This is a genomic window from Streptomyces altiplanensis (assembly GCF_053591575.1).
Genome location: NZ_JBSFUB010000148.1, coordinates 1 through 12,981 on the forward strand (window position 1 = coordinate 1; position 12,981 = coordinate 12,981).

Annotated in this window: 13 protein-coding genes and 2 pseudogenes; 7 read left to right on the forward strand and 8 right to left on the reverse strand. The window is 68.6% G+C overall.

The annotated features are described in order from the left end of the window. Positions 1-159 precede the first annotated feature (159 nt). The 4 genes and pseudogenes from ACWD0Y_RS34085 to ACWD0Y_RS34100 form a co-directional block, all read right to left on the reverse strand. Complete coding sequence (locus ACWD0Y_RS34085; protein WP_450264139.1) at positions 160-1,320, reverse strand: IS30 family transposase; 1,161 nt, start codon at positions 1,318-1,320, stop codon at positions 160-162. A gap of 17 nt (positions 1,321-1,337) precedes the next feature. Continuing rightward, a pseudogene (locus tag ACWD0Y_RS34090) lies at positions 1,338-1,661 on the reverse strand (transposase); the annotation flags it as partial. Positions 1,662-2,103: 442 nt separating this feature from the next. Continuing rightward, positions 2,104-2,778, reverse strand: a complete 675-nt coding sequence (locus tag ACWD0Y_RS34095) for a class I SAM-dependent DNA methyltransferase (RefSeq protein WP_450264140.1) — start codon at positions 2,776-2,778, stop codon at positions 2,104-2,106. A gap of 161 nt (positions 2,779-2,939) precedes the next feature. Beyond that, entirely contained in the window at positions 2,940-3,380 is a 441-nt protein-coding gene (locus tag ACWD0Y_RS34100) for a hypothetical protein (RefSeq protein ID WP_450264141.1), read from the reverse strand. 198 nt (positions 3,381-3,578) lie between these two features. Between ACWD0Y_RS34100 and ACWD0Y_RS34105 the strand changes: the two genes are divergently transcribed. After that, on the forward strand, positions 3,579-4,871 hold the full coding sequence (locus ACWD0Y_RS34105) for a helix-turn-helix domain-containing protein (protein ID WP_450264142.1): 1,293 nt from the start codon (positions 3,579-3,581) through the stop codon (positions 4,869-4,871). 241 nt (positions 4,872-5,112) lie between these two features. Here ACWD0Y_RS34105 and ACWD0Y_RS34110 read toward each other — a convergent pair whose 3' ends face one another. Beyond that, on the reverse strand, positions 5,113-5,649 hold the full coding sequence (locus ACWD0Y_RS34110) for an RICIN domain-containing protein (protein ID WP_450264143.1): 537 nt from the start codon (positions 5,647-5,649) through the stop codon (positions 5,113-5,115). A gap of 104 nt (positions 5,650-5,753) precedes the next feature. Between ACWD0Y_RS34110 and ACWD0Y_RS34115 the strand changes: the two genes are divergently transcribed. The 4 genes from ACWD0Y_RS34115 (at position 5,754) to ACWD0Y_RS34130 (ending at position 7,928) form a co-directional block, all read left to right on the forward strand. Continuing rightward, entirely contained in the window at positions 5,754-5,999 is a 246-nt protein-coding gene (locus tag ACWD0Y_RS34115) for a hypothetical protein (protein WP_450264144.1), read from the forward strand. A gap of 124 nt (positions 6,000-6,123) precedes the next feature. After that, positions 6,124-6,663 (forward strand): NUDIX domain-containing protein, encoded by a 540-nt coding sequence (locus tag ACWD0Y_RS34120; RefSeq protein ID WP_450264145.1) that lies wholly within the window; start codon positions 6,124-6,126, stop codon positions 6,661-6,663. Positions 6,664-7,003: 340 nt separating this feature from the next. After that, on the forward strand, positions 7,004-7,411 hold the full coding sequence (locus ACWD0Y_RS34125) for a 5'-3' exonuclease H3TH domain-containing protein (protein ID WP_450264146.1): 408 nt from the start codon (positions 7,004-7,006) through the stop codon (positions 7,409-7,411). A 283-nt stretch (positions 7,412-7,694) separates the two neighbouring features. Continuing rightward, complete coding sequence (locus ACWD0Y_RS34130; protein WP_450264147.1) at positions 7,695-7,928, forward strand: hypothetical protein; 234 nt, start codon at positions 7,695-7,697, stop codon at positions 7,926-7,928. A 518-nt stretch (positions 7,929-8,446) separates the two neighbouring features. Here ACWD0Y_RS34130 and ACWD0Y_RS34135 read toward each other — a convergent pair. The 3 genes and pseudogenes from ACWD0Y_RS34135 to ACWD0Y_RS34145 all read right to left on the reverse strand — a co-directional run. After that, entirely contained in the window at positions 8,447-11,137 is a 2,691-nt protein-coding gene (locus ACWD0Y_RS34135; protein WP_450264148.1) for a M48 family metallopeptidase, read from the reverse strand. 258 nt (positions 11,138-11,395) lie between these two features. After that, a complete protein-coding gene (locus ACWD0Y_RS34140; RefSeq protein ID WP_450264149.1) occupies positions 11,396-11,953 on the reverse strand; it encodes a hypothetical protein in 558 nt (185 codons plus the stop codon). A 206-nt stretch (positions 11,954-12,159) separates the two neighbouring features. Then, a pseudogene (locus ACWD0Y_RS34145) lies at positions 12,160-12,342 on the reverse strand (hypothetical protein); the annotation flags it as partial. A gap of 53 nt (positions 12,343-12,395) precedes the next feature. On the opposite strand from ACWD0Y_RS34145, the gene ACWD0Y_RS34150 reads away from it, so the two are divergent. After that, positions 12,396-12,848 (forward strand): recombinase family protein, encoded by a 453-nt coding sequence (locus tag ACWD0Y_RS34150; protein WP_450264150.1) that lies wholly within the window; start codon positions 12,396-12,398, stop codon positions 12,846-12,848. Then, positions 12,814-12,981: transposase domain-containing protein (locus tag ACWD0Y_RS34155; RefSeq protein ID WP_450264151.1), on the forward strand; the 168-nt coding region annotated here is incomplete at its 3' end. The genes ACWD0Y_RS34150 and ACWD0Y_RS34155, both read left to right, overlap by 35 nt.

Below are 12,981 nucleotides of genomic sequence, written 5' to 3' on the forward strand. Positions count from 1 at the left end.
GTCTCATCCACGATCCCCCAGCCCTCTGTCCAACCCTAACGATGGCGCACTCAGGCACGATAACCACAAGGACGCCATAAGAAACGACTTCTAAGGACGCACCCAACGTCGACGTCGGCGCCGGCGGCCACCTCTCCGAAGAAGAAGAGCACGGCGGAGTCAACCGGTTGATGCAACAGCTGCCGCGAGCCTATCAGCGGGAGTTTCGAACCCGAGGGTCTGCCGGGGGCGGGTGTTCAGCTTGAGGGCGACGGCATCCAATTCGGCCTGGGGATATCCGGACAGGTCGGTTCCCTTGGGAAAGTACTGGCGGAGGAGTCCGTTGGTGTTCTCATTCGATCCCTGCTGCCAGGGGCTTTTCGGATCGGCGAAGTAGACCTTGACGTCGGTGGCCATCGTGAACCGCTTGTGGCCGGCCAGCTCAGTACCCCGGTCCCAGGTCAGTGAAGTCATCAACCCGTCGGGCAGGTAGCGGACTTGATGACTCAGTGCGGAGATCACACTGGTGGTGTCCTTGCCTGCGACCCGGACGAGCATGACGTAGCGGGAGTGCCGTTCGACCAGTGTCGCAATATGACTGTTCTTCGCACCGGTGATCAGGTCGCCTTCCCAGTGGCCGGGAACAGCCCGGTCCTCGGCCTCGGCCGGACGCTCGCGGATGGAGACCGCGTCACGGATGCAGCCTCGCTGCTGACCTGCGGTGGAGGCGTTCTTCGAGCGGCGCATCGTGCGCCGGCGGCGCAGATGGGAGACGAGCTCCTTCTTCAGTACGCCTCGGGCCTGGATGAACAAGCTCTTGTAGATCGTCTCGTGAGACACGTACATACCGTCCTTGGGCGCGAAGGTGCGGGCGAGCCAGCCTGCGATCTGACGCGGCGACCAGTCTTCCTTCAGCTTGCCCGCGACCGTGTCCCGCAGGGCCGGACTCTGTTGCAGCAAACAGGACTTCGGGCGCCGGGCATTGCCCCAGGCCCCCTCGTCCGCGTGAGCGCCCCGGTACTTCTCACGCCCGCCGTGACGCCCCACCCCGCGGCTGACCGTGGACGGTGCCCGCCCCATCCGGCCCGCGATCGCCCGGAAGGAGTCGCCAGCGGCCAGACCCCGGGAGATCTCCTCCCGCTCCGCCAACGACAGCACTCCGGCCGATCGGGCCCTGGCCGCCGGGACAAATCCGCCGTTCGCCGCGACCACTCCGTGGATTGACCCGGGCACCTTGCCCAGCGCACGCCCGATCTCGCTCAGCGACTGCCTGTCCCGCCACCGTCGCCACACTTCACGCTTTTGCTCGTCCGGCAGCCCCGGACGCCCGATTCTCGCCACCCAGCAACACCTCCAGCAGCCGTTCTACCTGGGATGTTGCACCGACCCATTGACCTCACCGCCGCGGCCTTGAGGATCTCGTTGGCCCGCTTCAGCTCGGCGTTCTCCTTCTTCAGCCGCTTCAGCTCGGCCGACTCCTCGGTCGTGGTGCCCGGCCGGGTGCCGGCGTCGATCTGGTCCTGCCGAACCCACTTGCGCAGCGTCTCGGTCGTGCCGATCCCGAGCTTGGCCGCGACCGCTTGCATCGCGGCCCACTCGATGTCGTAGTCGGGCCGCACCCCCGCGATCATCCGCACCGCACGACGGCGCAGCTCAAGTGGGTAAGGGGAAGGACGTGCCATGACTCGATCCTCTGAAATGATCGAGTCCCTACCGAACCCGGAGCGGTTCAGCGTGAGGTCGGGCGTGACGACCAGGCCCACGGTGAGGCCGAAGGTGTCGAACCCGGCTTCGGTGCGAAGGGTGGGGTGCTCGAAATTGACGTACCACTTCCGCAGTTCTACCTCCGCGCTGTCCGATCGGTCACCGCAGGGATGATGCCCTTCCAGCCGGCGGCGCGGCACCGTGTCCTCATGCCGCCGTACCAGCAGTTCGGCGTCCTTGGCCGTGCCCCGCGCGACAGTGTTCCTGGCAGGGCAGCAGGATGCGGGTGGCACGGTACCGCAGCGAAACGCTCATCACGACAGCATCCCAGCCGGCGCCGGCAGCCCGAACACCACCACCTCAGCCGCGGCGATGACTTCTCGAGCGGCACAGGGTGCGGTGCCTGCCACGCCTGGCTGGCTACTCGGGGCCCTGGGCGCGTACGAGAAGCGTGCCCAGGTCTTCTGCGTTCGGCGGGGGCAGGATGCGGGCGTCGATGTCGGTGAAGCCGTGGCGCTTGAGCAGGTCCGCCCACGCTTGGGGCGTGTACTGCCAGCGCAGCACGGTCAGCTCGTGCTCTCGGCCTTCGAGCCACTTGCCGCGCATCGGCTGCGCCCCGTACGCGCCGGGGACCGGCTCGGCCTGGCTGAAGGCGAAGACTCCGCGGGGTGTCAGGTTCTTGGCGACGAGCGGGAAGAGGACGTCTGGGTCGGTGAACCACACCGCGCCCCACACGGAGTAGATCGCGTCGTACGGTGCCGCGGCGGACACGAGGTGGTCGCACACGTCCGCATGGACGAACGACAGGCCGGGGACGTCCTTCCACCACCTTTGGGCCCGCTTCACCTGGGCGGCAGAGAGGTCCACGCCGGTCACCTCGACGCCCTGGTGGGCCAGGAACACGGCTTCCTTGCCCTCCGCCGGCCCGAGGTCCAGGGCCCGGCGGGGTTGCCCGAGCACTTCGGCCCCGGGACCGTGGCCGGGGTACTGGGTCCACTCGAACCGGTCGGCCACCGGGGCGGGCTGCTCGCCTTCCCCCCGATGCGGCATGTACGTGTCCCAGTATTCGGCCGGGGTGTGGGGCTCGCGGGGCATGACGCTCCTCGTGGGGGCAGCGGGGCCAGTGTCTTTCAAGCTGGCCACCGTACCGGTGCTGCCTCCCGTCCACGGGGGAATGACTCAACGACGCCCGTACGTGCACGTGCGAGGGCCCGGGGGCGCTCACAGCGTCCCCGGGCCCGACCGCTTGATGCGGATCAGTGGCAGTTCTCGCCCGGCCTGCACGGGCCGCACTTGCCGTAGTCAGCCTCCCACAGCTTCCAGTCGACCTCGAAGCCGTTGTCGGCGATGATCTGCGCGGTGCGCTCGACGCTGCCGTCGTACTTGAATTCGATCTCCGGGATGTGTTCCAGAAACTTGCCGTCGAAGTGCTCGTGGCAGAACTCGCGGTAGTTCTTGGTGTCCAGGATGAAGACGTGGACCGCGATGTCGACCGTCCGGCCGCAGCACATCTCCAGGCCCTGGCCCCACTTGTTGATGGCCGTGATCAGGTAGGAGACGGCGGCGTGGAAAAGCCGGGTCGCCATCACCTCGTCGAAGGGGTAGTCGCGCATGAGGAGCTGGACTTCGCGGTCCCAGACCTCGGGCTTCACGTAGTCCCGCGGGTCACGGACCCTGGCCTCAACGACTGTCGCCATGCTGTCCTCCGGGATGTCGGGGCCCTGCCCGAAGCAGGGCCCCGCCCCAAGCAAAGCGCCGACCGCGACCACCTGGTGGTCAACTTGCGCCGGGTGCACGCCGCTTGCAGATGCTGCACACGCCGTATACACCCCACTGAACGGCCCCTACCGTGGACAGGCAGCCCTGTCGGCCCCTGGCGAGTGGGAGGCCCCCTCGTGCGCACCGATCCGCTCTGGAGCTCCGGCAAGGTCAGCCTGCTCATCGCCCGCCAGGACCCCGGCGGGCTCATCCGGATAGGGCGCGAGCACCGGGGCTGGCGCCAGGCAGACCTCGGGGCGCGCGTCGGTTGCTCCGCGTCCACCATCTCCAGGCTGGAACTGCGCCGCAGATACGCGGACCTGGCGCTCATCCGGCACGCCGCCCGGGAAGTCGGTGTGCCGAAGCATGTCCTCACAGCGTCGCTCGGGTTAGCCGGACCGCCAGCCACTAGAGTCGTGGCGGACGGGCCACGCTGTGCCGAGGAGGACCCCATGCGTCGCCGCACTTTGCTCGCTGCCGCCGGCCTCACGGCCCCCGCCGCTCTCCTGGCCGGCGTCCAGGACGCGCTCGCCAGTACGCCGGAGCCCACCGGTTCACCCATCCCCCTGGAGAGGCGCATCACCGCCGCCCGCGGTTATTTCGACGCCGGTCAGCACAGCAAGCTCCTCAAGGCGCTGCCCGGCCTGCTGGCTGATGCGCGCACCGCCGTCCAGAGCCGTCAAGAGGTCGATCTCGCCCGCCTGTCGGCGTGCTACAGCCTGACCTCCCAGGTACTGACGAAGATCGGCAACTACGACCAGTCGCGGCTCAGCGCCGACCGGGCGACCATCTACGCCGAGCTGTCCGGCTCCCCCCTCGTCGCCGCGGCGGCGGCCCGGGAACTGAGCATCGTGCTCCGCCACCAGGACCAGCCGGCCGCCGCCCAACGGCATATCCTCGACGCGGTCTCCAGAGTGGAAGGAACCGGGCTGAAGACCGCGGCCCAGGCTTCGGCGTACGCGCAGATGCTGTGCACCACCTCATACACCGCGGCGCGGGCCGGCGACCGGGACCAGGCACTGACGATGATCCGAGAAGCCACCCGGGCCGCCCGCGACCTCCCGCAGGAGCCGCCCGAGGGCCGGCTGTTCCCCATCACCCCGGCCGCCGTCGACTTGTACGCCGTCGGCGTCAACTGGGCACTCGGCGACGCGGGCGCCGCCCTCGAAGCCGGCCGCGGCCTGCGTGCGGCCCAGTTCAAGACGGCCGAGCGCAAGGGACGCATGCACACCGACCTCGGCCGGGCCTGGTGGCAGTGGGGCAAACCGGAGCAGACGGCCGCCGAGCTGCTGTCCGCCCTGCGGGTCTCTCCGGGCGAAGTCCGCGACCGGCCCGCCATCCGGAAGATCGCCACCGACCTGCACTCGCGGCACGCCCAGGTAACTGGAGTACGCGAGCTGGCCACAGCCCTCGGTTCGAGTGCCGTCTGACCTATGCCCAGGACCTACCGCACCGGACTCGCTCACCGCCGCGCCGAGGACCTGTAACGCTCGATTCCCGGCCTCTCTCCACAGGGCCGGGCCCGCACCGTAGGGCGATCGGCCGGGCACAGCAGGCACCCGGCCAGCGAACATGGGCCGTTCCGCTCCGGCCCCGCCTTCCCGCTCAGGGCCCAGTCATGGGGCAGGGCCGGGCCCTGAGCGGAGAGGACAGCGTCGAGAGTCGGCGTGATTATTGCTGGGTGAAGTGCCACATCTGTGAGGTGGTTGCTGAGTTGAGGTGGGGAAGTTCGCGCAGCGGTGCGTAGTTGTCGTCCCCGTACAGGCCGGTGACAGCGAGGTCCTCGTTCAGGAAGGGCGACAGGACCCATCGTGCGGGGTTTTCGTCGGTGGACCTGAGGATCCACCATTGGGATTTGTTCGCCGTGCACGCGGCCAGGTACACCGAGGCCCCTGCCTCGCCTGTCCTGGCGTCGGCGCAGTTCCCAGTACGGGCGCTCTTCCAGTGGAAGATTCCGGGACGGCCGTTCACCTGGTCGAACTGGAAAGTGCGCGGGAAGGGATGGTCCTGCCGGTAGTAGACCTGCAGGAAGGTGCCGGCGTTGCCGACTGTGTCGTCGGGGACCAGATAGTTGGTATGGGCGTCGTTGGTGATGACGACAGGCCCGGAGGGGACGGGGGCGGCGGTGGGTGCGGCTTGAGCGGGTCCGGTCAGGACAGTGGCGGAAAGAACGGCGGCCGCGGCAGCGGCCCAGCGTCGGATACTCATGAAGGCGATCATGACGGGCCGGATGTGTGCCGAACCGTTCTTTCGGGAGAAGACCACCCGATCGAGCAGAGTCAGTTGTCAGACGTGTGGGGCAGGATGACGCCATGGCACAGCTGACCCTGTCCCCGTCGGAGTCCTGGCGCCTGATCGACACCTGGCTGGCCATTCACGTGGCCGCCGATTTCGCACTCCTCAATCCACCAGCGACACCGGACGAGATCCGACACGCGGAACGGATCCTCGGCACTCCGATGCCCCGTGGTCTCGCTGAATCTCTGCAATGCCACAACGGCGTGAGCACCTGGACAACCATCCTGCATCCTGCCGGAACAGTCCCCCGCTCGCAGTGAGCGGCATCGTGGACCATTGGCAGACCTGCATGACCGTCGCGGCGGAGAACGAGGGCCTGCCCCTCGCCCCCCAAGCAGCCTTGTGCCTCCTGCTGGCACAGCACCGTCTGAAGGAGAAGTCACCATGATCGACAGCTGGAGTACGGTCTCGTCGACCGTGCAGTACACCGGAGTCCGGGTGGTGGTGCGCCGCGACTCGGTCCGGCGCGCCGACCAGAGCCTGGGAACCTACGAGTACACCGAGTCGGTCGACGGCGTGCGCGTCGTAGCCCTCGACGACCGGGGCCGTATCGCCCTGGTGGAGGAGAACGTCTACGTGTGCGGTCAGCGGCTGCTGATGTGTCCCGGTGGCGGGTGCGAACCCGGCGAGGACCCGCTGACTGCTGCGCGCCGGGAACTGGTCGAGGAAGCCGGCATCCGCGCCGCCGAGGTCGGGCTGCTGACGATGATGTGGCGGATGCCCGCCGGCGCGCGCACCCGTGAGCACCTGTACCTGGCCCGGGGTCTGAGCATCGGTGAGCACCAGCGAGACGCGAGCGAGGCCGACATGGAGCTGCGCTGGGTCGCGTTGGAAGAGGCGGTAGCGATGTGCGGCGACGGCCGGATCACCGAAGCCGGGACGCTCGCGGCGGTCTTGCTGACCGCGCAACGCACCGCCGCCTAGCCCAGCCCCTGGCCAGCCGGCCACAGATGCCCGTCCGCCGCGGTCACAGGCGCCCATCAGCACGCACCTCCGGGAGACCACGCCAGGACCGCTCCCCTGATGCTCGTCGACGGCCACTCCCTCCTCCCCCGCGCATGGTTCGGCTTCACCGCGCTCCTACGCAAGGCTCAGGTCCAGCACGCCGACGGCTTCGAGATCTTCGTGGTTTTCGACTCCGAGAGCGGGCCCGGGCCCTCGCCAGCCAGGACAGCACCTACAAGGCCAAGCGGACCGCCCCCGAACCCGGCCTGATCGACTCCCTCGCCCTGGTCAAACACGCCCTCGATCACCTCGGCGTCCGGTGGATCGAGCAGGACGGCTACGAGGCGGACGACTCATCGCCACCCTGGCCGTCGACGACCGCGCCGAAGGCCGCGCGGTCGACATCATGACCACCGACAAGGACTACATCCAGCTCCTGGCCGACCCCAGCGTGCGCCTGCTGAGCACCGGCCTCGCCATGGAGCGCCGCTACACCTCCGGCGAGCACGCCCTCCCCCGCTACGGAGTCCTCGCCGAACAGTGGCCCGACTTCCGCGCCCTGATGGGCGACCCCGCCGACAACATCCCCGGCATCCGCGGCATCGGAGCCAAAACCGCCGCCCGGCTCCTGACCGAGGGACGCCGGCTCGAGAACATCCCGGGCGACGAGCTACGTCGGGTCTCTGGGCGAAGCAGTGGTCGCAGGCCCTGTGCTGGCGAGAGATGATCAAGCTCGACACGAAGACGGCCCTCCCCGACAACCTCCTCACCGCTGCACCGGCCGCGCCGCTGCCCACGGCCGCGCACGTCCTGGAGGCGCTGGGCCTGTGGTGACCGGCGTCGACGCAATATGGGACTTGCCGGAACGCTGGCGGCGAGGGGCTGCCCGCTTCGGGTAAGCAAGGCGAGGCGTCCGGACGCTCCTGCTGACCGCGTACAGCCGCAACGACCGAGCATCGGCGTTTCGGCCAACCCGCCTTCGTCCGCACGCTCTTGCGCGGCAAGGGTCGGTGCAGTGCGCACCTTCGGAGAACCGCGGAATCCCACACGCCGACCACATCTACGTCCTCGGCCAGGGGCGCGTCGTCGAGGACGGCACTCACGACGAGTTCATGGCCCGTGCGGGCGGCCCGTACCGGGGCATGTTCACCGCTCAGGCCGCCCAGTACGGGCTCGCGCCCGCAGCCGACACGCTTCCCGGCCCCCACGGCACCCAGCCGTCCGACCACGAGACAGCGAGCTGACCCACCAGCACAACCTCCACAGCCCGGCCCGCAGTACTGCCCCTACGTCGAAGGCGAAACGACGCTCATGCCACCAAGCTCCTCCGCGATCCACAAGACCGTCGAGGCGTACCTCGCCCGCCACCCGGACGAGCGCGACGCCCTCGCCGAGCTGCTCTCCGCTGCCTTGGAGGGGTCCCAGTAGTTCTCGCCGAAAAAGCAACGCGAAGGACTGAGCCGCAGATCAGCATGCGGGTTCCACCGGGATCCTGGCAGTCTGCGCGTCGTACTCGCGGAGCATTCGCATGACGGTGGCGGGTGAGAGGTGTTGGCCGCGTTTCTTGCTGGTGCGGATGACGAGTCGGGAGGCGATCTCCCGCAGGGACAGGTGAATCGCCCTGCCCGGCGCTCGAGACCCGGGATCCGAGCGGCGAAGCCCAGACGCGGGATCCGAGCGCCGGGCGTACGTGGGCAGCGGCCAGGGACTCCCGCTGAAAGGTCTCTGAAAGGTCTGCCGAGACTCACCGCATCGCGAGCTGTTACGAGCTTCCAGGAGCCGGCTCTTGGCCGGTGTGGTCACAGACGGCCGTGGAGCCCGTAGCGGCCGGGCGGGAGGTGCCCCGATAGCCGCCTTCACGCAGGATTCCGTCGATCGCGGCGTTGACGGATTCGGCGCAGAAGGCGGCCGCACGCAGGTTACGCAGTGCGTTCAGCAGGGCCTTGGGGTCGCGTGCGTCCAGTGCTTGGGTGCAGCGGCGGCTTCCGGTGTCCGCCCAGGTGGCCATCTGATGCCAGTCGGCTCGTACGGACGGTTCGGCGGGCACGCGGAACCATAGTGTCTCGAACCAGGCGGCCGTCCCCCAGTCGCTACAGACCGAGGGAAGCAGCTGGTACAACGCGCCCCACCGGTCCTCGTCGTCCTGCGCCGCGCGGAGGGCGGCGGTCAGTTGCTGGTCGTACCAGATCGCTGTGTCGATGAGCTTGTCGCCGCGGAGGCGATACCAGGCCCGGATCTGCCTGAGGCGGGTGGCTTCTGACAGCGCCGGCCCCGGGAGCCCCCAGTTCTGCACCAGGCTGCGTTGGTATGTGATGGCGTTGGTCTTGAGGCCGAGCTGGTACCTCCGGACAGCTCCGTCCGTCGCGGTGGCCGCGACTGCCACGGCGCACAGCAGACTCACCGTGAGGAATTGAGTGCGAGTTCCGCGGGTCCGCGCATCCACATGACTGGTGACGCGCGCGTTCGGTGGCCGTCGAGGGCGGAGAAGACTGGTGGCCAGACCGGTGATGACGGCGGTGAGTGCGCAGAGGACCAGAGCGTTGTTCAGAATGAACGTGAACGGGAACAACGGCCGCCACCAGGCCGGCCGCCAGGCGCAGCTGTCCGACAGGACGTTGAGGGGGGTGACGCAGCCGTCAACGGACACGAGCAGGGCCATGGCAGTGAGCCCCATTAAAGCTGTTACCTGACCGGCTATCAGACCACCTAGCAGGCGATAGCGTCGGTCTGCGGTGCTCGCCACGGCGGCGGCCATGGTTGCCGGCAGGCACAGTGCCAGCAGCAGGAGTGCTGTGTACCGCAGGGCGTAGAGGCCGCCCCGCGCCTCCGGTACTGGTTGTCCGGTGTGGACGTATGCCTGGATGCCCACGACGGCCAGGCACGCCAGTGCTCCACCCGTCAACCCGGGTCGTAGGACTTTACGCAAAGACGCCACAGGATCTTCCGTCAGAGCTGCCCGGGTCGGCTCCCAACCGGGACTGTCCGCTACCGGTCCCTTCGCCCAGGCGAGCAGTGGCAGGACCCACAGGAGGGTGATCACGAGGGCGCACATCGGTGTGTCCGCAATGCTGCTCAACTGAGGAAACACCACGGCGATGCCGGGAACTCTGCTCAGGTCCCCGGTCGGATCTGCGGAGGGAAGCCATTGCAGGATGTCGCGGGCGATCATACGGGCGCTCGGACTGTCTCTGTTCAGGCTTGTGGCCCCGGCGAGCATCCACCACGTGAGCCACGCCATCATGGTGAGGGAGGAGACAGCCGCGCAGAGGCCGAGCGCGGGGCGCAGAGTCCGGCCGCGCGAGGTGCCGATCCACAGACGTGCGCACTGCGTGACCCACCAACCGAAGGCTGCTCCCGCCGCCACAGGTATGAGCAGGACCAGCGGTTGCTCCGGCAGCCAGGACCAGCCCGCGCCGAAGCCGCTCAGGACCAGGCCGACCGACATCCCGGCCCCCAGCCACCCCCCGGCCCACCCCCCGGAGGGCACTCGGGAACCGGTCAGCAGGGCATACGCAACCGCCCGCCACAGGGCGACCACGATCACACCGGCCACCAGCGCACCAGGAATGACGACCAGGATCATCATCAGGTTGCTGGTGAAATTAACGTGATACAGCGCAATCTGCCGGAGCACCTGGGGTACGGCCATGACGGGCACGGTGCCGAGGAGGAAGAGGGGCAGGACGGCGATACGGAACAGCGGCGCGGGGTCAGCGAGTGCTCCCTGACGCAAGCCCCAACGCGGGTGCGTGCGCCACAGTTCGAGGAACGAGTCGAGAGTGCCGCGCGCCGTACTCCAGTGCGGCGTGGCGGTGACGGACCAGCCGTGCGGGTCCGCGCCCCAGCGCGCTGCGGTCAGGTCGGCGTAGATCTCCCGGCTCCGCAGGGTGTCGGAGCGGGTGAGATACAGCAGCACGACCATGACGACGGCCAACGTCGCCGCCCGGTCCAGCCGCGGCATGCCGCCGTTCGCAACGACCCCGTACGTCACATAGCCCAAGCAGAGCACGTACGGCAGCAGTACCAGCGCGAGGAAGACCCGCCACAGAGCTACCGTGAGGTAGGTCAGGGTGATGTCACGGTTGGCGATGTGGGCGAGCTCGTGCAGCAGCACAGCCTGGAACCGTTTTGGATCGCTGCGGCGGACGGCGAGCAGGCCGCCGTGAAGACAGACGACGGGACGGCGGGTGCGGCCGAACACCACTGCGCTGACGGAGGTGGCCGCGGGGTCGATCACCACCCGGGGCAGTGAAGCCACATCCGTCGCGGCGCACAGCTCGCGGAGTTGGGCAAGGAGTACACCGTCTGGATCGACTGACTCCAGCGGGACGACACGGCTGCGGCGGGCCTTCCACCGCGGCAGCACGGCGAAAAGCAGCCAGGCCATGACCATCAACAGCAGGGGCCAGCAGGCCAGCTGCCACCACGGCGGCGCGGGTGCCCAGGTGGTCATGCAGGACCGAAACGCTATGCCCTGACCGGTGATGCTGAGTGACGTGTTCCAGAAACTGCCGTCAGCAGGGTCCACACCTGCAGCGAGGGTGCATCCGGTCACGTCCCCGTCGGCTAGGACTCTGAATACCTCCAGGATCATGGCCCCGCCGGCGGTCAGCATCAGAAGCAACAGGGCGACGAACCGGGGGCCCGTTCCCGCGCCCAAGACCTTCTCGTTGATCCGAAGCCGCTCTTCCGGTCCGAGCCCGGCAGACACCTAGTCCTGCCCGGTGACCGAGCCCGTAGCGCCAGGATCGGCCGGAGACTCTGGCGCCGGCGGAGCGGGCGCATCCGATTCGTCGGACAGGGCCAGCCGAGCCACCACCGCATCGGCGATCTCGTCGGCCCGCTCAGCCGGGAGCCCACGCTGCTGGGCCGCCGCCAGGATGAGTGCCCGAACCTGTACCAGCTGATCCCGCGTCAGTGCCGAGACCGCTGCTACCGAGGCCGGTCGTCGCAACAGCCGCCGCATCATACCCGTCACCCTTTGGGAGGTGTGGGTCACCGTCGTGGCCACCATTTGCTGCGCCACTCCGTCGAGCACCAGCCACACGACGGGTGTCACCAGCGCGGCGACCTCTCCGATTCCGAACCCCAGCGGCTCGCGACGCCCGTCCCTGCGGCCTAGTCGCCGTATCACCGTGGCGTCGTCGAAGCGGCGAAGCCCCTCCACGAGCGGCAGTTCCTCCGGCGCGACGGACGCCACTACCGAGCACACCAGATCCCGCACCGGGTACAACTGACCGTCGCCGGGCCTGTCGGTTCCGGATTCCATTCGTCCCCCAGACATCCTGCACCTTCCCGGCCCGTATGGGACCGGCCTCACACGATTCACTGTGGCACGGGAAGTGACGGGGCCACCGAACTTTCAGGAACGAGGAGCGGTGCAATCAGGACGCCACGCCCGGGGCTCGGGCAGGGCCGGTGCCGAAGCCCACGGAGCCGAGCCCCGCCCCCATCGGAGCGCCCGTCAGCGCAGCGACTCGGGCGCTCCTCCCGGTGGACGATGCCCAGGTGCTGCGTGGCGGGGGTCAGTGCCACGTAAAGGTCACTGGTTCCGAACCGTCCGGACTTCACGACCAGGACGTGGCCGAATCCCAGTTCCTTGGCCTCACGCGGGCCCAGCAGCACCACGAGACGCGTGAGGTCGGGTTCAGCGTCCGGTGTGATCCCTTCGCCGACAAAAAGTCCGGCAAGAACGCCGAACGCGAGGAGCTGTGGAAGACCCTCGACCTCCCGCGCTGGGCGACACCCTCGTCGTCCCGTCGCTGGACCGGCTCGGCCGCTCCATCCAGGACCTCATCGCGATCGTGTCCGGCCTGCGCAAGCGCGGCATCGGGTTCACCTCGCTGCACGAGGTGCTCGACACGACCACGCCCGGAGGGCGCCTGGTCTTCCACGTGTTCGCGGCGCTGGCAAAGTTCATCCGCGAACTCATCGTGCAGGGCACCAACAAGGGCCTGGACGCCGCCCGCGCCCGCGGCGCCCGGCTCGGCCGCCCGCCGACGATGGCCGAGGAGCAGGTACGTCACGCCCGTGACCTACTCGCCCGCCCGGAGAACACCGTCGCCTCGATCGCGAAACCCCTAGGGCCAATACCGGTGACTTTGAGTCGTGCTGGTCGTTGGTTGTGGTGTGCCAAGGCCTGGACAGGTGAAGTCGTCGGGTGAGCGGTTGTCGGACCGGATCGCTCTGGGTGTGTTGACGAGGGTGTTTCCGCCCGGGTTGGTGGATGAGGTGATCGCGCAGTGCGGACGCCGGGAACAACGTGCCCGGTTGCTGCCGGCCCGGGTGGTGGTGTAC